Here is an 18,751-nt window from a genome sequence, read left to right as displayed (position 1 = left end):
ATTTTGTTTAGTTTTTTAAATCGTTGTTATTTACCAAATCCGCCACTTCTAGAACGAGAGGATGATCTACTGTATCTTGAACTACTTCTTTTTGTTTTACTATAGCTTTTACTAGAAGTATATCCTCTAGATTTTAAACTAGAAGCACTTTTACTAACCTTTGAATTTACTCTGCTTTTAAATGTTTGTGGTTTTTTACTCCATGAAGTATTGGTGTTACTTCCATATTTCGTTCCGTATTTATTTGAACTACCATAGTATGATTTTTTATTTCTATAATTTCTATTATAGTCATTCCAGTCATTTCTAGGGTAGCCATATCCATAACCATATCTAGACCCATAAAATAAATCAGAGAATAAACGATAACGACCGTAAAAAGCCCAAAAAGAACTACCATTGCTATGAGTTCTCCATTCACCGTATCTAGAGTTTCCAACGTAACTATTTACACCAGCTGGAGCTGAGTTTTTGTCGAGTTTACCATTTTTCTTACTCAATATGGTCATTCCTAAATCATTTTTGTATTCGTCAAAAGTTATAGGAGAAACCTCTTTCCAATCAGTGTTTACAATTTTTACATCAGTAGGTTTATTAATTGTGTCATTTAATTCTTCTTTTGTTAAAAAAGGTTTAGATTCTTCAATTAGAATTCGATATTTATGAAAATACTTATCAGTATCTTCTTTATAATCCATATCTGCTAATATGACATTGTAATTATTCTTATCAATATATTTTGTAATTATATTATCAATAGGTGATTTTACAAATTTTGGTTTTCTACTTGCACCACATGCATTTATTAATAAGCATATAGTTAATAGAAAAAAGTACTTAATAAGGCGCATAATTATTCGTTATATGATGGTAAAATATTACTAATTTCAAATGTTTTAAGTGTTTTTCCAACGCTGGCTTCAAAATCATTTTCATCCCATTGTTCTATAGTTAAACATTTATTTTCATCTTCATTTAAATAGTCAAAAGAAATAAGTTCTTCCCAGTTTTCAGCTTCTACATTTCTATAGTATCCTGAAGCTTCTTCATCTAAATAATAGGTAATATCTTGGTAAGAAATTTCTTTAGGTGGTTTTCCGTTATTTTCTATATAGGTTGTAACGGTTGTACCAAGTTTTCTATATTTTAATTCTTCTGAAAGAGTGATAATAAGTTCATCATCATCCTCAATATGAAGAAATCTTTTTTTTCCTTTTGATTCTATAGTAAATTCTCTAGTGAAAAAATTATTACCCCAATCATATTCAGACATTTTAGTAACAGTCCAGGTTTCTAAGTCGTAATCTAGTAAGTATCCTTTTTCTAAATCCGTTATTTTAATATTTGTAGGGTCGTAATGTTTTTCTTCTTTTTCTTTGTTGTTTTTGAATAGGTCAAAAAATCCCATAGTGTTAGTTTTAGTTAGTTTTTTATGTAAACATAATATTATTTATCTAAGCCTTTTTTTAAAACAGCTTTAATTCCTTCTAAATTATCAGAAAAAGCCATCATTTGACTTAAAATTTGAGCCATTTCATTTTTATCACCAAAACCTTTTAATTTATTATTTTTAATAAATATTTGTTTGATGCTATCCCATCGAGTTAACTCTTCATTTGATAAATTATTTATTAATTCTCGGTATTTTAATAAATTAGCTTCAGCCGATGAGGTTAACGTTTGAGATTCACTTTCATAATGAGATAATAGTAATCGTTGCAATTCATCATCATTCATTATAGGTACAATTTTTGCAACCAATTTATTCATATCACGATATGATCCTTGTAATTTGAATGAAGGTTCAGTTCTATATGCATCTTCCATTGCAGCCGATTGTATATAGGTTTGATTTACTTTTAAAATAGTATCACGAACTGTAATCACTTTTTCTAAAACAGCAGTATAGTCTTGTACTTCTTGTTTTGTATGATTTCCTTTTAAGTTAATTTCTTGAGTATTGTTTTCAACTTTATCAATAAGCGTATATACGTCTTCAAAATATTTACTACTAAGTTGATGCAGTATAGGGTTTGAAGTCATTGAATTTTCTATTAAACTCAACTTGAATAAATGTTCTGTATCACCTATTATATCTCCTAAGTTATATATGTCAGCTCTATTGGCAAGCATATCTGGTATTTGAAACTTATCACCACTTTCAGTATATGGGTTTCCAGCCATTATTACACAAAACTTTTTACCACGTAAATCGTAGGTTTTAGGTTTTCCATTATAAACACCTTCAATTTTACGAGTACCATCAGACAGTGAAATAAATTTTTGTAAAAATTCAGGATTACAATGTTGAATATCGTCGAGATATAACATAACATTGTCTCCCATCTCAAATGCAAGATTTAATTTCTTTAGTTCTTCTCTAGAGGCTGAGTTATTAGCAGACATAGGATCAACAGAAGTGACTTCATGTCCAATAGCTGGGCCGTTTATTTTCATAAATACCAAACCTAAACGATTTGATAAATATTCCATTAAAGTAGTTTTACCATATCCAGGAGGAGAAATTAATAATAACATTCCCATCCTATCGGTACGTTTATTATTGCCAACAGTTCCTAGCTGTTTTGCTAAATTATCTCCAATTAATGGAAAATAAACTTGATCTATCAATTTATTTCTAACAAAAGAAGAAAGTACTCTTGGTTTAAATTCTTCTAATTTTAATTCTTCTTTTAAATTTTCAGTAATCTGATGTTTTGCTTCTCTGTACTTTTCAAAATTAGGAACTTCAATTTCAATAAACTGTTGTAAGTCTGTTATAAATTGATGGTAATTGAAATTAAAAACACCATCATTTATGGTTAAATGATTTCCTTTTAAATCTTTTAAACTTGTATTAGGATGTACACTTACAATATTTGATTTAGAAAGGGTTTCAAAAAGAAGTAAACATACTACTTCATGAGTATAGTTTTTAAAAACTGGCTTTTTTGTGCTAATAAAAGAGGTTACCCATTGGGTTGCTAATTGTATTTTAGCGGTATATTTTTCAAGTTTTTGTATTCCAGATTTAAACTTATGCAAAGCATCTTGTTTGTCTAAAGTTTTAATAAATAGATTTTTAATATCTATAGCATCCGTACTAATTTGAAATGTGTTATTTTGTTGAAATTCTTTAAAAATGTATTCTGCTACCTCTCTACAATTAGTAATGTTTAATAATTGTGATTCTTTATTGAATATTTGAATAGCGTTTTCTAACTCACTAATTATAAAATCGTAAGAAGTACTGTTTGGAAAAATACTTAGTACTTCACCAGAGGCTTTTATAGTTGTGTTATAGCTGTTTTGTTGGTTTTTAGTTAAGTGATGCCAAAAATATTGAGCAAATGCTCTTGTATTTGACGAATAGGTGAGTAGCCCTAGTTCATGATTTTTGTGAGTTAAAGTATATAAAATTTTTGTAGCATCAACATCGTGAACCCCTTTTAAATAGCCTTCAGAATATAAATTACTACTTTCTTTTTGAACAAGAGTTAGTAAATTTTCTTCTGATAAATTAATCAGTTCTTGCTCAGGGAATTTTCTAAATAATTTATAAGCTAAATAAGAAGAACGATAAACAGTATCATTTTCAGATATTAATTCCTGGTTCCAATATTTTTTGGAAGATAAAAGAGTTTCATTCGTGATTTCTTCATAAAAATTAGTTCCAGTTAAATGGTAAAAAAGGCCTTCATTTTTATAAACAATAGTAAGGTCTAATGATTGTTTGTTAACACCAAATTTATGTTTTCCTAGTCTAATTACATTTTCACCATCTTCATAAAGTTCTTGTTTGTCTTTAAGCTTACGTAAAGAATCTTCTTTGGCAACTTTTAATTGTGTTTCTAAGGTTTCAGCTTTACCTATATCATCAAGTTCTTTTAATTGATTAATGATGTCTCTAACTTTATTAATCATTAAATCAGCTGCAAAATAGCCATTTATGTCTTCGATTGTGGTAAAAGATTGAGCTTTTTTATTAACTCCTTTTAAAATACGTTCAGAAGCAGTTTGTAATGCAACTGTTTTTTTATTTCGTTTTTCAATTAAACTATTTTTCCTGCTATCAAACGCATTATGAATTTCTTCCCTTTTCTCAATTATTTGGGTGATAAACTCTTCGAAATCGGCAAATTTACCTTCTAATTCTTCTAGTTGAATAGCAGTTTTAGTAAGAAACTCATCACATTTTTCAGGAGTGGTAGCCATGTCAATATAATTAATGATGCTTTGATCAATTAACTTTAATTGAGCTGTAAAATCAGCTTTAGCTTCTTTACTACCTAAACTTTTTATAGTGTTTTTTATACCAGATTTTAATTGATTTAAACTGGCAAAAATTAAAGATATATTATCTATTATTTTTGTTGATTGTGAGGTGTCTTCAATTTCTAAATTAGTCACAATTTCGATTAACATTTCTAAATCAGCTGTAATTTGATTTACTTCTTTTTCAAGTGATTTAGCGTCAATTACTTTTTTTATTGTAGGTAAGGCTTCTTGTTTTTCATTAACTCTTTTATGATATGGAGCTAATGCTTTATCATTAAGTAAAAACTGAACACATCGTTTAGATATTAAGTTATTTTGTTCTGCAACTTGAGTTTCTAAATCAGTTAATAATTCGATATTTATATAACGAATATCATGAAGGCTAATAACTTCACCTCGTAAAGTTCTAAGTTTACTTAATAGTACTACAAAATCATCAATAGATTTAAAGGAAGTACTTTTTATTTTACTAAAAAGTTCATCAGATTTTTGATTGATAATTTTGGTTTCTGATTCTGCTTGTTTTTTTAATTGTACTACTTTTTCAAATTCATCAATAGCGGCATTTGCAGCTTCATTAATTTGTGAAATAGGAAGGTTTAATTGATGAGTTTCTTGTTCTGGTATCCAGTAGTAAGCATCATTGATGTTTTTTGATATTCGAGCAATATCATCGTATAAACCAGTATAGTTATCTTCTTTGTTTAAAAGGTTTATTAATTCATGGCATTCAGCCATTGCACTAACAATATCTTTATTCCCTATTTTGTATAATAGACTATCTTGATGTTGAGAAGGTATAAAATCGCCTTTTAAATATGGTGTTTGCCAAATTTGAACAACATGGTGTTTGGTTTGTTCGTTTTCTGTACGAAAATAACAAAGTTCACCATTTTCTAAAACGGTAAATCCATTACATATTATTGGGGTTTTTACTTCCTGTTCAATAATATTGTAAGACATTAATATGTATAATCCACGAATGGTTGCGTAAAATACATATAAGAAATCTTCTCCATTTGGTGAAATTATTTTTTCTTGAAATTTAACATCTTTCGTGTCGCTTTCAAATAATTTGTATTCTCCAGTTTGAAGGTAATAACCGTTAGGGAAAATAATACCATGATCATCAGGCAACTGAACAGCTGTATCTTTTATACTATCAATTTTTTTTACTTCTTGTAACTTATGATTGTAAACAAAGTATCTAGGGTCTTCCTGGAATGGTTTTATTTCAAGAGTGATTAAATTTCCTAGATTTCCATAACGAAACTGACCATCGTCTAAAGTTTGATCAATATGTTCAACAGGTTCTGATAATACACCTTTTCCATCATCTGTATTATCTTCAATTTTAATAGTTAAGTCACCACCAATAGTTTCAACAAAAATTTTATCTAAAATGGAAATATGTGGGTGTGAACCATAACGATGCATATCTCTAGATGCTTCTTGCCATTTAAATTCATGTTGGGTGGGAAACTTGTATTCATGTTCACTTCTGTTGTCAATATATTGAAGTGAGTTTTCTTTAATAAGCCATTTAAAAGCTTTAATATCATTCTTGTTTTCACTTAATTGGAAAACCATATATAGGTAGTTTCCAATAATAGCAAATTTTGAAAAAATAGTGTTTCTGTAGTACTTATATAAATTGGTGAAATCATCAGTAAAAATAGCATCATTTAATAAGTTCAATGATTGTAGATGAAAGTGATTGTCTTTAAATTCATAAATACTAAATACATCTGAAAGTTTTATATCGGTTCGTAACCCAAAGTGTACGTTGTATCCAAATATTGAAGTGTTACCTAGAGAAACAATATCTCTGGCAATACAATTATTGTCAGTATTTATTCTATCATTAGCAATTAATTTGGTTTCAATGGTGCCAAAAACATGTTTTCTAGCATCATTTAATTTATGCAATCGTTCTAGTAAATCTTGCTTTTGTTTTTGCAATCTACCTTGAATAATTTCATAAGTTCCGCCGTCTAATTGTTGAGTAGTATTTTGGTTTTCCATATGTTTTTTATAAGGTAAAGAAAGGAGTTCTTTTTCGGAATTATAGCTTTTATTCTTGTAAAGTATTGTGAGATACAAACTATGAGGTTAGTTTTAAATTAACCTCATAATTTATGTATTATGATAACTTATTATCAGATAGTCCTAAACCTTTAGCAAGATTAAATAGATTTCCAAATAAGTTTTCTTCATCTGAATTTGTTGCTTTTCCTTTTAAATCCATTAAAAGGTTAGCAATCGTTAAATTTTTAATATCCTCAGTTGAAATTCCATACTGGTTAGCGAAATCTTTTACTTTTTCTAGTAAATTCCCCTTAACATCATCACTTCCCAAAATAGCATCTTTTACATCTTGAATATTGGTACTGTGCTTAACAAGTCTATCTACTCCTTTAGCTTTAGTAATTTGACCAATTATTTGATCGAAGAACATTGTTTCTCCACCTACAATATCAATATTGGCAGCTTTTAAAGCATCTCCAATAACTTGAGCTTGTGCATCTGCAATATCTTTTTGAACGTTAATATGAGCTAAATCAACTTTTAATTCTTTTTCTAAGCGTAATTTAAACTCTTCGTGCTCTTTACCAACACCATCAAGTTTTTTCATTGCCTCCGCTTTTTCTTCAATTCCTGTAGCTTCTGCTAATGCTTTTTCTTTAATAACTTCAGCTTCAGCAATCCCTTCTTCTTTTAAAGCTTCTGCTTTTGCTAAAGTTCCAGCAGCTTCCGCTTTCGCTTTTTTCTCAATAATAGTTGCATCAACAAGTCCTTGACGTTCGTTGGCATCTGCCTTTGCATGCATTACTTGTGCTTCAGACATTCCTATAGTAGCTTCTTCTTTAGCTTTAGCTTCTGCTAATGTTTTTCTTGCCTCTGCTTCTTTTTCACTCGCTTCTTTTTGTGCTTGAGCTTCAATATTAATTTCTTCAGCTTTTTGCTTAGCAGCTTCTTTTTGTGCTTCAGCAGCTTTTATTGTTTTAATTAAAGCTTCTTCTGCATCTGCTTCAGCAACTGTAATTTTTACTTGTTTGTTACGATCGGCAGTTTTAAAAGCTTCAATATCTTTCATGTTTTCTTGTTCTTCAACCACGCCTTTTTCTAAAGTTACACGATCACGAATAACATCTTGAATATTTTTCTTTTCTACTTCAACTACTTTTTCTTTTTCAATTTGAGCAAGAGTAACAATACGTTCACGTTCTGTAGCTTCTAGCATTCTGTCTTTTTCTACACGTTCAGTTTCTACAACATCGGTACGTTGTTTGTTTTTTGCAGCAACAATAATTTGACGTTGCATATTCTCTTCTGCAACTTGTACTTTTTCTTCGGTTGCGATTCTTGCTGTTTCTGACTTTAAACGTTCTTCTTCAGAAACTTTTAAAGTTTCTGCTTGTTCACGTGCCTTGATGTTAGCAATTTCACGTTTTTGTTGTTCTTCTTTTTCTGCTAATTGCTTATCTAACTCTAAAATTGCTTCACGAGCTTCAACATCTTGTTTACGAATTACTTTTTCTTCATCACGCATAATTAAGTTAGACTTAATGTTTTGTGCTGCTGTTAATTCAGTGATTTTTTTAATCCCCTGAGCATCTAAAATATTATCAGCTTTTAAGAAAGAAACAGGTGTTTGTTCTAAGTAATCAATAGCACAATCTTCTAAAGTGTAACCATTTAAATCAGTACCAATAATATCAACAATTTCATCTCTAAATTCACGACGAGCTTCATATAATTCTGTAAACTGAAACTTCTTTCCAACCGTTTTTAATGCTTCAGAAAACTTAGCTTCAAATAATTCTTCTAATGTTGTATGATGTGATGCTCTTTCACATCCAATTGTTTGTGCTACTTTTTTTATAAACTCTACTTCATTATTAACACGAACAAAAAAGGCTACTTTAATATCAGCTCGCATGTTATCTTTACAAACAAGTCCATCGTTACCTAAACGTTCTATTTGAATTTTCTTAACAGAAATATCCATGATTTCTACACGGTGAAATACAGGAACTACATACATTCCTCTGTCTGTAGCTACTTTGGTTCCCTTAAAACCTGTACGAACCAAAGCTTGTCCTTGGGGTACTTTTTTGTAAAACATTGCAACGATTGCAAAGTATGCAATTACCAAGAATAAGATTAACCCGATTGCAATAGATCCTATTTGTATTAAATTTTCTAGCATAGTAATTAATTAGTTTTTTTAGTTGATATATTTTTGTGCGTAATAAAATGTTTTGTCTGCACTTTGTTTTATGATTAATATTTGATCTCTAAATTCGATTAACTCTCCATTTAAGGACTTAATATTAATAGAAAGAGTAACTCCTTCAGCTTTTATTTCAGCAGAACCTAACTTTTTGTCTGTTATTTTTGATAATGAAACACCAGTTCTACCAGTAATGTCAATTGGTTTATCACCATCTTGATTTAAGTTTTTGAAAAAACTTTTAAAGGGCGATGTGAAAACTTTAGTAATAAATAATGAAGGAAAGAATCCCGCAAGCATTAATACGAAACCAAAAGTGGTATTAAAGCTATTTGTTATTGTAGTACTAACTGTTGTACAAATCCACCAAATGAATATCCAAGAGGTAAAAGTAAACATAAATGGAAGTCCAACAAAGTTGAAGTAAATAAGGATTACTTGCCACCATTTTAATGGCTTTCGTCTCTTACCTACTACATCTTCTTTATTTACTTCTGTATTTGCAATATCATGAAAGTCAACATTTCCTCCTTCAATACCTGCATCCACATCTACATCAACGTCTACATCGATGTCCACATCAAGGTCAAAATCAATACCAGAAACCATAGTTACAAGCCAATAAATAACTAGTATAATAACTAATATGGTTAATGTAATGTTTACATTAGAGAATATTATGTCGGTTAGTGAATTCAATATTATGCTTCTTTATCGTTATTAATACCTAATTTTTCTTTTAATTTTTCTAAATCACTTAAAGCGCTATCTTCTGTAGTGTCAGTAATAGCATCAAGCTCATCATCTATACTTTTTGATTCGTTTGCAATGTCTCCATAAGCTTCAGCTAAAGCTTCTTCTTGTTGCACCTTTTCTTTCATTCGTTCTAACATTGTTACAGTACTAGAACTATCAATTTCAGCCATTTGTTTGTTTAAGTTTTTAGTAGCATTACTAACTTTAACTCTAGCTTTTAATGTTTTTAATTCATTTTCCCATTTACTAATATTTGATTTTACTTCAGAAACATTTTTTTCAAGTTGAGTAACAGATTTGTTAAATTTATCAGCCTCTTCAGAAGTTCTAGCTATGTGTTTTGTAGCTTCTTCCTTTTTAATTAAAGCCTCTTTAGCTAAACGATCTGCTTCTGAAACATCTAAATCACCATTTTGAGCTTTTTTCAAAATAAGCATTGCTTTATTTTGGTAATCTTCTGCTTTAGAAGTATACTCTTCTTTTTCATTGTTGGCTCTAATTGCCATTGCTTTTACTTGTGCTAAAGCTTCAAGACTTTTATCTAAATCTTGCTTCATATCTCTGATACCTTGTTCGGTCATCTTAATTGGATCTTCCATTTTATCGATGGCAGAATTTGCTTCAGCTTTTCCTATTTTAAATAATCTTCTAAATATGTTCATGATAATTTTTTTTTAATATTTTGAATATGTTATAATTTGTTCTGAGTATTCACTCAATAATAAACTAAGTGAGTTTAAACTTCCTTCTAATTCGTTTAAATCTAAATTTTCTAATTGTAAAGTATCTCTAAAAATAACGCGTTCACCACTGTCGTCTAGAACAAAAGCTCCGTGAATTATATCTCTATTTTTCTTTAAAAGATTTTTGAAAATTTCTTCATTTGGTTGATTTACTTTAAAAAGAAATTGTTCCATAATAACTATAGGATATGCTACACCTACAATTAAGTTTTTTATACCAAAACTTTCCTTTTCAATGACAAAAACCCCATCAGCTTCGTTTTCTTTTGTGATGTTAAAATTAAGTTCTTGTAAAAAGTTTTTAGTCTTAGTGAAATGATTGATCATAAGCAATTGAGTTAGTTAATTTAATTGTTTTCTTTAAACGTGTAATATTACAAAAAAGATCCTAAAATAAGACTTGTAACATAGATAGTTATTAATACCATTTTTTTTAGTTTTGAGGTTGTAAATTTAATTTTTTTTGAAATTTGACTAAAAATTTTAGCAAAAACCAAAAGTATTAGCTAATATTGTTAGTGTAAAAGTACACAATATTTTTAATATTGCAAATAAAATTAGCAAATAATGTCTTTTTTTGGAAAAAATATAAAAAAAATAAGAGGAGTTAAAGGGTTAAGTCAGCAGGCTTTTGCCGAGTTGTTTGATCTAAAGAGGGCTACTTTAGGGGCTTACGAGGAAGGTAGGAGTGAACCTAAGATAGATACTTTAATTAAGATTGCTAATTTTTTTAGCATTCCTATAGGTGATTTGCTAACGGCTGAATTAACTGTAAATAAATTATTACAATTTAAAGATGATTTAACGTTTCAGGCTGAAAAAGTTGAAAAAGAAGAATTGGCAAGTGTACCATTAATAACTGATGTAAATAGTGGTGAGTATGTAAAATATTTTGATAAGAAAAATTTTATAAACGATTTGCCAATGATGCAATTACCATTAAATTTATCAAAAAACTTTAGAGCTTTTACTGTTAGTAATCTTGAAATGTCAATGCATGACAAAGGTTTATACCCTAAAGATATTGTTGTAGGAGAATATGTTCCTTTGGCTATTATACCTAAATTAAATAATGGAGATTTAGTTTTGGTATTAGTGAAAAATGAGTTGATATTAAGGCGTTTTTATGTGGCTAAAAAAGAAGTTGTTTTGAGAGCAGATCATAAAAATATAGATGACAAAACTTTTAATTTAGCAGATGTAAAAGAGTTATGGCGTATTAGATATGTGTTTTTTAAACGCTTGCCAGAACTCGGTGATCCTTTAGAAGATAAGCTCCTTTTTTTAGAAAAAGAATTTGCTAAACTTAAAAATAAAATGTGATTCGTTTAGTTTACTAATCCTTGTTGGATAGCATATTTTACTAAACCAACCATGTTTTTTGTTCCTATTTTCCGCATTAAATTTTTTCTATGAGTTTCAACTGTATTGAATGAAATGAATAATTCATTGGCAATTTCTTGTGTGTTTTTTTCTTGAGAGATTAAAAGTAGTACCTCATTTTCTCTACTGCTTAATTTTACCGATTGTTTTTTTGTTTTAATTGGGTTGAATATGCTGTTACTAATTATTTCTTTTATGTTATTTGAAAAATAATTTTGCCCACTAATAACTGTTTCAATAGCTTTAAAAAGTTCTGTTTTACCAGTGTTTTTTAATAGGTAACCATTAGCTCCTTTTTTTATAGCTTTAGTTATTGTTTCTCCATTTGCATGAGAACTAACAATTATGATTTTAATATTATTGTGTGTGTGTGTTATTTTTTGAGTAAGTTCTATACCGTCCATAGAAGGCATATCAATATCGCTTATAACAATATCAAAATTAGTGTGTTTTAAAGTTTTTAACGCTTCTTCTCCATTTGTAGCTACGTGAATATTTTTAATTATGGGTGATTTTTGTAAAATAGATTGAATTCCTTCTAAAAACATTTTATGGTCGTCAACAATTAAGATATTTACTTTTTCAATCATTATTTCACAGGTATATTTATATTAATAGTAGTGCCTTTTTTTAAAGTTGAATCTATTTCTAAGTTTCCATTGAGTTTTGTAACTCTTGAAGTAATGTTGTTTAAACCAATTCCTTTTTTACTTTTATTGAGGTCAAAACCTAAACCATTATCTTCAACTAATATATTTAAATAATTTTCATGAAGAGTTGTATTAATCATAGTTTTTGTTGCTTCAGCATGCTTTATAACGTTGGTTATTAGTTCTTGTATTATTTTGTAAACTTCAGATGAAATAATTTGAGATATCTTGTTTATTTCTTTTTCAGGGTAACTGTCAAATTCAATTTTTAAATCGTTTGATTTATATAGGTTAATAAGTTCATTAATATTAGTTGTAAAGTTTATGTTCTCTTTTGGAAGTAAATTGTGAGATATAATACGAACTTCATTGTAAGTGTCGTCAATGTTTGCTATTATTTTTTTTATTTCAGAAGTATCACTGCTATTTATATTTGTTAATTTAATTTTTATAGCAGCTATATTTCCACTAATACTATCGTGTAAATCTTTGGCAATTCTTTTTCTTTCTTTATTTTGACCATTTAAATGAGATTGCATTGTTTTAACTTTTTGAGATTCTAAAAGGGTTTTTAATTTCTCTTTAGATAGTTGTTTTTGTGTATATAATTTTTTACGGTATAATAAAATAGTAAAAACAAGAAGAACAAGAATTAATATAAGAGCAATAAATAGTATTTTGTTTCGACTGTTTTGTTTTTGGATATGTACTTTTTGCTTTTTTATTTCATCTTCTTTAGCTAGATTCATGTATTTTGACTCTAGTTCTTTTGCTAAAAAAATATTATCTCTGTTATGAATGCTGTCCTTAATTTGTTGAGCTTTTATTTGATATTTACGTGTTTTGTTAAAATTTCCTTTTCTCTTATAAAAATTTGTAAACCGTTTGTATAGTGTTTCTATATCAAATTTATAGTTGTCGTTAATTAAATAACTTTCAGCCTTAGTTAAGTATTTTAATTCTTGCGAAGTGTTTTTTTCGTGAAAAGCAATTTCAGATAATAAAAGGTAAGTTTTACCTAGAAAAATAACATTATCATGTTTTTGTTGATAATTCTCAGCGTTTAATAACATTTTTTTTGCCTTATTTAGTTTTCCCTTTTTTATAAATACTTCAGCAATACTGGTATTATTGGCAAAAAATGTTGGGAGATTATTTTTTTTAAAAAATAAAGATGCTTTTTGATAAAAATATAAAGAAGAGTCTAGGTTTGAGGTTAGGTAAATTTTACCTAGAGTTATGTAATTTAAATTTTGAGTTAGTTTAGTTGTGTTTGGTGTTTTTAATACTTTTAAAGCGTTTTTTTTAGCTTTAGATTTGTAGTTCATTAGTAAATTTAAATCAGCTAAACTACTTAGTATCCTGCTTTTATTGTTGATGTTAAATGTGTCTAAATTTTTTAAAGTATTTGAGAGTATTGAAAAAGCGTTATAATAATTCCCTTTACTCTTTTCATAGTGAGAAATACCTAGTGCTAATGAAGTATATTTTTTTGGAAGTTGCGTTATGAGTACTCTATTCTGATTGAAAAAGTTAAGAGCTTTTTTAAATTCTGCTTGAGCTGAATCAGCTTTTTGTAATATAAAAAAACTTATACCCTTTATATGATGAGCTTTTATTTTATAGATATTATGGTTTGGGGTTGATTTAAGTGTATACAGTATTGAATCAGCTATACGTATGTTTTTCAAAGGAGTTTTACCATTTGTTATTTCATTTATTATTAGGTCTAATTTGTTCTTTTCTTCTTGAGAATAAGAATGTAAAGAAGTGAGAATAATAAATAAAAAAAAACTAAATGAAAGTTTCATGTGTTTTACTGATGAATGTATACAAATTAAAGAAAAATAAAAAAAAGAGCTATAACGGAATTCAGTTATTATAAAATTACCTGAATATGGTTATTTAATTACGAAATACAATATTCAATTTTGTGTCATAATTTTAAATAATCAACTTGTGAATAAAATATTGTACATATTTACTTGCCTTTTTTTAGTTGTATCATGTAAAGAAAAAGAAAGCTTTTTTTTAGAAGGTAGTATTGATGAACTTTCATCGAACTTTGTAGAAAGAAATACTCAGCTAAAGTTGTTTGGGATTGATATTCCTAAAGATATAAAGGTGTATTTGAATGAAGATCTATTAGATATTATTTCACTATCTAAAAATAATTTAAAAATTAAAATACCTGCAAATGCTTCAAGTGGAGTTTTAAAAATATTATTAGGAAATCATAATAAAGAAATCTTTCAGCATTATTTAAAAGTAAAAGATTTCAATTGGCAGAAATATGATTTACCTGAGTCTTTTAATTATGTAGAATTTGTAAATGATAAAATTGGTTTTGGTGTTACTATTAATTCTAATGTTTTTAACAAAAGTTTTATTTATAAAACTATTGATGGGGGGAAATTATGGGATGTACTTATAGATGAGTCTGATGTTTTTTTAGACTTTAAAGTAGTAAATGAAAATTTTATTTATTCTAGAATGAGTGATAAGTATAAGATCTCAATAGATGGAGGTAAGAACTGGTTAGCTGTAAGTGTTCCAAAAATAGAGTACCTAACTAGAGATTTCATATGTTTTAACTCTAAAGACATGTTAATGTTAGCAAATAAAAGAGGGAAAGGGTATGTTTTACAATCTTCAGATGGGGGCAGTTCATGGAAGGAAGGATTTGAATTAGCTAATATTAGAGGTAGTTATAGGGATGTTAAATATATAAAAGAAGTATACCTTAATAAAGATACGGTTTGTTTGTTTGATACAAAGTTCAAAAGTCTATTGAGGAGCTTTGATAAGGGGGCTACCTGGGAAGAGGTTAAATTAGATTTGAAAAAAACTAGTTTGTTGGCTTTTGATTTTTTTGATGAAACTAATTTTTTGTTTTATGACTTTTTAGAAGAGGAACTTTTTATGTTCGGTGAAGGAGGAGTTAAAAAAAATAAAATACAATTACCAGTTTTATCGAATGAAAATGAGAAAATAGAAAAAATAAAAATATTAAATCGTGATAAAATAGTTGTTTTAACAAATCAAGGAGGTTTAGGTTATACTAATAATAGAGGTTTAGATTGGGAGGTATTTTATTTAGAAAATAACTCTATAACTATGATTGGTAGTTTACAAAAGAGTATTTACATGTTGAAAGGTAATGAGTTATTTCGTAAGTAAAAAATTGGGTAATGAAAAAAAACAGTATAAAAGTTTTAAAGTGGAGCGGTGTTTTAATGATTGCTTATTTAGTGTTAACAACAATAATATTAGGGTGCCAAGATACAGATACAAAAAAAGGAAAACACAATTTTTATTGGTCAGGGTTGAATGCATTATGGTTAAAAAATAAAGTTTTTGGATTTAAGATTAATGAGCAAGTAGAAGTTGCTTTTAATGGAGTTGATGGTCCTTATATTGTTAAAGATAGTTTGTTTTTTGTAACTGATAAAAATGAATTTAAAAGAGCGAAAAAAGAAAACAACAACATAGTAGTAAAAACAAATTGTAGGGAGCTGAGTAAGTTTAATGTTAACTTAAAGAGTTCTTTAAAAAAGGAAGTAGATGTATATAAAATGCCTAATAAACTTATTGCTATATCAGACATAGAAGGTAATTTTAATGGTTTTTATAGCTTTTTGAGAAGTAATAAGATTATTGACAAGTATGCTAATTGGATTTTTGGAAATGGACATTTAGTTTTAAACGGTGATTTTTTTGATAGGGGAAATCAAGTAACACAGGTTTTATGGCTAATTTATCATCTTGAAAGTGAAGCTGAGAAAAGTGGAGGAAAAGTACACTTTATTTTAGGGAATCATGAAATTATGAATATGTATGGTAATGTTTCTTATAATGATGAAAAATATATAGAGGTAGCTAAAAAAATAAGTAAAAAAACAAGTTGGGATGATGCTTTAAGGTTTTTATATTCAAATAAAACGGAGTTAGGAAAATGGTTAAGAACAAAAAATATAGTTGAGAAAATAGGAGATTTAATATTTGTTCATGGGGGGTTAAATAAATTTCATTACGAAGGTAATTATAGCATTACTGAACTAAATAATATAGCCAAGAATTATTATGGAATTGTAACTAGCCTTAAAAACCTTAAAAAAGAAAGAGACAAGTATGTTATTGGTTCAATTAATAGTCCATATTGGGATAGAAGGTTAAACTTAGATATTAAGCATAGTACAGCTCTTTTAATGAATGGAACTTCTGTAGAGAAAACATCAGGTGATGATTTATCAAATATTTTAAAAATGTATAACGCTTCAAAAATTATTATTGGACACTCATTAGTTGATGATGTTTCTAGTGATTATAATAATAGAGTTATTAAAATAGATGTAAAGCACGGGGAAACATTTGAGTCTGGAGAAACAAAAGGAGTGTTAGTTGAATATGCAGCTTTTTATAAAATAAATGATTTAGGTGAAAAAAATAAACTTTTTAAAGAATAAAGAATGATGTAAAGTATTGGAGTGATCCTATAAAAGTTTATAGCTTTTGTTTACTCCAATACTAAAACCATAACGGATTTCGTTTTCACTACCCAGCCTTAGAATTGAAATATTTCCTAATGAAATTTTATCAAATTCATTATTAGTAATATTTTCATCATTTAAAAATAATTCTCCACTAAATTGTTTTTTAGTATTGTATTCGCTTCTATCTTTTTTGTTTTGAAAAAAGTTAATAGAAAAAATTTCTTCGGTATCGGTATATCTACAAAAAACGCCTAATGAATCCCAAAAAACATAATTTTTACTTTTGTTTAAATTTCTGTTGGGCTCTCCAAAAATAGCTACTAAAGAGTTGTAATTGGTAGGGAAAGTAAATTTCTGATCATTGATTATAACTTCATCAGTTTTACAGCTAACTATTATGTGTTTTTTATTTTTTCTGAAAAAACGTAGTACAAAATTTTTCATTTTATAAAGCTATAAAAAAACTGAATATAAAGAAGAATTTTTAGCTAAATTTGTTCTTACAATAATATATTTAATTACTAAGATATATGAATATACCTCAAACCAGTTTTCCGCGTGTTATAATAGTAGGTGGAGGTTTTGCTGGATTAGCAGTTGCAAGAGGATTGGAAAATCAAGAGCTTCAAGTAGTTTTAATTGATAAACATAATTACCATACATTTCAACCTTTATTATATCAAGTAGCTACAGGTGGTTTAGAACCAGATAGTATTGCTTTTCCACTTAGAAAAAGATTTAATGATGTTGATAATTTTTATTTTCGTTTAGCTGAGGTTACCAATGTAAACGCTAAAAGAAATGTAATAGAAACATCTATAGGAAATTTAGAGTATGATAAATTGGTTATAGCTACTGGATCAACAACTAATTTTTTTGGAAATACTAATATTAAAAAATTTGCAATGGAAATGAAGTCTGTTCCGCAGGCATTAAACATCCGTAGTTTAGTATTAGAAAATTTTGAAGAAGCTTTACTAGAAAAGAATCTAGAGAAGCGTTTGGCTCTAATGAATTTTGTTATTGTGGGTGGAGGGCCAACAGGTGTTGAGTTAGCAGGTGCTTTAGCTGAAATGAAAAAAGGTATTTTACCTAAAGATTATCCAGATTTAGATATAAGGCAAATGAAAATAAATCTAATTCAAAGTTCTGGAGAATTGTTAAAAGGAATGAGTAAGAAAGCTTCTGAAAAAGCAGAAGATTTCTTAATCAAATTAGGGGTTGATGTTTGGAAAAACTTACGAGTTTTAGATTATAATGGAGTAACTGTTAGAACTGATGGAGAAGATCATTTTGATGCGCAAACAGTAATTTGGGCAGCTGGGGTTAAAGGAGATGTAATTGGAGGTTTAGAAGGTACTTGTTTAGTTGAAAGAGCAAATAGATTTAAAGTTAGTAAGTATAGTAAAATACTTGGTTATGAAAATGTATATGCTGTAGGAGATGTTGCTTGTATGGAAACTGAAGGTTATAGTTATGGACATCCTATGATGGCTCAACCTGCAATTCAGCAGGGTAAGTTATTGGCGAAAAATATTATTCTCGAATTAAAGGGAAAAAAACTAAACCCTTTTATTTATAATGATAAAGGTTCAATGGCTACCATTGGAAGAAATAAAGCAGTAGTAGATTTACCAAAGCTGAAATTTCAAGGAGTGTTTGCTTGGTTTGTATGGATGTTTGTTCATCTTTTTTCATTAATAGGATTTAGAAACAAAGTAATTGTTTTTATGAATTGGGTGTATAACTATATTCGTTTTGATAGAGAAACTAGACTGATTATTAGACCTTATAAAAAGAAAAATAAATATTCATTCGAAAAAGAAAATGTCTAAAATCAAAACAAATATTAAATGTTCGAAGTGTGGAGTTTTTACTGAGAATTCTGATTATTGTAAAAGTTGCGGAAATTTAATATCTCATAGAAAAAGACAAGAATTAAAAGTAGCTAAGTTTAAGCAAGAGCAGATTGAAGAGGTTAAAAAAGAATTAGAGAATCCAAATTTAGCAAAAAGACTAATAAAACATCCTTTTGTTTTGTACAGAGTTGCAGGTTGGGTATTACATTCTGTTTTTTTAGTTGTAAGTGCAATAGGGGCTTTTTTAGCATGGTTTATAGCTATGGTGGCAGCTGGATGAAAAAGAAAGGGTTGTTATACTATTTTTGTTTTTCATGTTTACTTGGGAGTTTTGTTTATTTAGCTTCATTGT

At 28.1% G+C, this 18,751-nt stretch carries 15 protein-coding genes; 5 read left to right on the top strand and 10 right to left on the bottom strand.

The genetic code is table 11. The features are described from left to right. Positions 1 to 26: 26 nt before the first annotated feature. The 7 genes from DS884_RS03135 to DS884_RS03105 form a co-directional block, all read right to left on the bottom strand. Positions 27 to 851, bottom strand: a complete 825-nt coding sequence (locus DS884_RS03135) for a hypothetical protein (protein ID WP_093870678.1) — start codon at positions 849 to 851, stop codon at positions 27 to 29. A gap of 2 nt (positions 852 to 853) precedes the next feature. Continuing rightward, the gene (locus DS884_RS03130; protein ID WP_093870679.1) at positions 854 to 1,408 is read right to left on the bottom strand and encodes a DUF4178 domain-containing protein; all 555 of its coding nucleotides are present in this window, start codon (positions 1,406 to 1,408) and stop codon (positions 854 to 856) included. A gap of 38 nt (positions 1,409 to 1,446) precedes the next feature. Further along, positions 1,447 to 6,303, bottom strand: coding sequence for a DNA repair ATPase (locus tag DS884_RS03125; RefSeq protein ID WP_113785750.1), 4,857 nt, complete (start codon positions 6,301 to 6,303; stop codon positions 1,447 to 1,449). Positions 6,304 to 6,421: 118 nt separating this feature from the next. Beyond that, positions 6,422 to 8,491 carry a flotillin family protein gene (locus DS884_RS03120; protein WP_093870681.1) on the bottom strand — a complete coding sequence of 690 codons (2,070 nt, stop codon included), beginning with the start codon at positions 8,489 to 8,491 and terminating at the stop codon, positions 6,422 to 6,424. 18 nt (positions 8,492 to 8,509) lie between these two features. Continuing rightward, on the bottom strand, positions 8,510 to 9,214 hold the full coding sequence (locus tag DS884_RS03115) for a hypothetical protein (protein ID WP_113785749.1): 705 nt from the start codon (positions 9,212 to 9,214) through the stop codon (positions 8,510 to 8,512). 2 nt (positions 9,215 to 9,216) lie between these two features. Continuing rightward, entirely contained in the window at positions 9,217 to 9,933 is a 717-nt protein-coding gene (locus tag DS884_RS03110; RefSeq protein ID WP_093870683.1) for a PspA/IM30 family protein, read from the bottom strand. Between the two features lie 12 nt (positions 9,934 to 9,945). After that, positions 9,946 to 10,341 carry a molecular chaperone Tir gene (locus DS884_RS03105; RefSeq protein WP_093870684.1) on the bottom strand — a complete coding sequence of 132 codons (396 nt, stop codon included), beginning with the start codon at positions 10,339 to 10,341 and terminating at the stop codon, positions 9,946 to 9,948. 240 nt (positions 10,342 to 10,581) lie between these two features. Here DS884_RS03105 and DS884_RS03100 point away from each other — a divergent pair, with 240 nt between their 5' ends. After that, complete coding sequence (locus DS884_RS03100; protein ID WP_113785748.1) at positions 10,582 to 11,337, top strand: XRE family transcriptional regulator; 756 nt, start codon at positions 10,582 to 10,584, stop codon at positions 11,335 to 11,337. 5 nt (positions 11,338 to 11,342) lie between these two features. Here the strand turns inward: DS884_RS03100 and DS884_RS03095 are convergent, their stop codons facing one another. Continuing rightward, a complete protein-coding gene (locus DS884_RS03095; protein WP_233487099.1) occupies positions 11,343 to 11,987 on the bottom strand; it encodes a response regulator transcription factor in 645 nt (214 codons plus the stop codon). Continuing rightward, entirely contained in the window at positions 11,987 to 13,858 is a 1,872-nt protein-coding gene (locus tag DS884_RS03090) for a sensor histidine kinase (protein ID WP_113785747.1), read from the bottom strand. The genes DS884_RS03095 and DS884_RS03090 overlap by 1 nt, the downstream gene beginning before the upstream one ends. 148 nt (positions 13,859 to 14,006) lie before the next feature. On the opposite strand from DS884_RS03090, the gene DS884_RS03085 reads away from it, so the two are divergent. Next, the gene (locus tag DS884_RS03085; RefSeq protein ID WP_113785746.1) at positions 14,007 to 15,227 is read left to right on the top strand and encodes a hypothetical protein; all 1,221 of its coding nucleotides are present in this window, start codon (positions 14,007 to 14,009) and stop codon (positions 15,225 to 15,227) included. Between the two features lie 11 nt (positions 15,228 to 15,238). Then, the gene (locus DS884_RS03080; RefSeq protein WP_113785745.1) at positions 15,239 to 16,513 is read left to right on the top strand and encodes a metallophosphoesterase; all 1,275 of its coding nucleotides are present in this window, start codon (positions 15,239 to 15,241) and stop codon (positions 16,511 to 16,513) included. 27 nt (positions 16,514 to 16,540) lie between these two features. On the opposite strand, the gene DS884_RS03075 is transcribed toward DS884_RS03080, so the two are convergent. Next, positions 16,541 to 16,984 (bottom strand): hypothetical protein, encoded by a 444-nt coding sequence (locus tag DS884_RS03075; protein ID WP_113785744.1) that lies wholly within the window; start codon positions 16,982 to 16,984, stop codon positions 16,541 to 16,543. An 86-nt stretch (positions 16,985 to 17,070) separates the two neighbouring features. Between DS884_RS03075 and DS884_RS03070 the strand changes: the two genes are divergently transcribed. Next, positions 17,071 to 18,375 (top strand): NAD(P)/FAD-dependent oxidoreductase, encoded by a 1,305-nt coding sequence (locus tag DS884_RS03070; protein WP_113785743.1) that lies wholly within the window; start codon positions 17,071 to 17,073, stop codon positions 18,373 to 18,375. Next, the gene (locus DS884_RS03065; protein WP_093870691.1) at positions 18,368 to 18,679 is read left to right on the top strand and encodes a hypothetical protein; all 312 of its coding nucleotides are present in this window, start codon (positions 18,368 to 18,370) and stop codon (positions 18,677 to 18,679) included. Before DS884_RS03070 ends, DS884_RS03065 begins: the two co-directional genes overlap by 8 nt. Positions 18,680 to 18,751: the final 72 nt, after the last annotated feature.

Source organism: Tenacibaculum sp. E3R01 (assembly GCF_003318185.1).
Taxonomy (GTDB): Bacteria; Bacteroidota; Bacteroidia; order Flavobacteriales; family Flavobacteriaceae; genus Polaribacter; species Polaribacter halocynthiae.
This window is presented reverse-complemented; position numbering and strand designations above follow the sequence as displayed.

Coding starts and splice junctions, on each gene's coding strand:
- DS884_RS03075 (WP_113785744.1), bottom strand. CDS start 16,984: ATGAAAAATTTTGTACTACGTTTTTTCAGAAAAAATAAAAAACACATA.
- DS884_RS03065 (WP_093870691.1), top strand. CDS start 18,368: ATGTCTAAAATCAAAACAAATATTAAATGTTCGAAGTGTGGAGTTTTT.
- DS884_RS03080 (WP_113785745.1), top strand. CDS start 15,239: ATGAAAAAAAACAGTATAAAAGTTTTAAAGTGGAGCGGTGTTTTAATG.
- DS884_RS03070 (WP_113785743.1), top strand. CDS start 17,071: ATGAATATACCTCAAACCAGTTTTCCGCGTGTTATAATAGTAGGTGGA.
- DS884_RS03100 (WP_113785748.1), top strand. CDS start 10,582: ATGTCTTTTTTTGGAAAAAATATAAAAAAAATAAGAGGAGTTAAAGGG.
- DS884_RS03130 (WP_093870679.1), bottom strand. CDS start 1,408: ATGGGATTTTTTGACCTATTCAAAAACAACAAAGAAAAAGAAGAAAAA.
- DS884_RS03095 (WP_233487099.1), bottom strand. CDS start 11,987: ATGATTGAAAAAGTAAATATCTTAATTGTTGACGACCATAAAATGTTT.
- DS884_RS03125 (WP_113785750.1), bottom strand. CDS start 6,303: ATGGAAAACCAAAATACTACTCAACAATTAGACGGCGGAACTTATGAA.
- DS884_RS03135 (WP_093870678.1), bottom strand. CDS start 851: ATGCGCCTTATTAAGTACTTTTTTCTATTAACTATATGCTTATTAATA.
- DS884_RS03105 (WP_093870684.1), bottom strand. CDS start 10,341: ATGATCAATCATTTCACTAAGACTAAAAACTTTTTACAAGAACTTAAT.
- DS884_RS03090 (WP_113785747.1), bottom strand. CDS start 13,858: ATGAAACTTTCATTTAGTTTTTTTTTATTTATTATTCTCACTTCTTTA.
- DS884_RS03110 (WP_093870683.1), bottom strand. CDS start 9,933: ATGAACATATTTAGAAGATTATTTAAAATAGGAAAAGCTGAAGCAAAT.
- DS884_RS03120 (WP_093870681.1), bottom strand. CDS start 8,491: ATGCTAGAAAATTTAATACAAATAGGATCTATTGCAATCGGGTTAATC.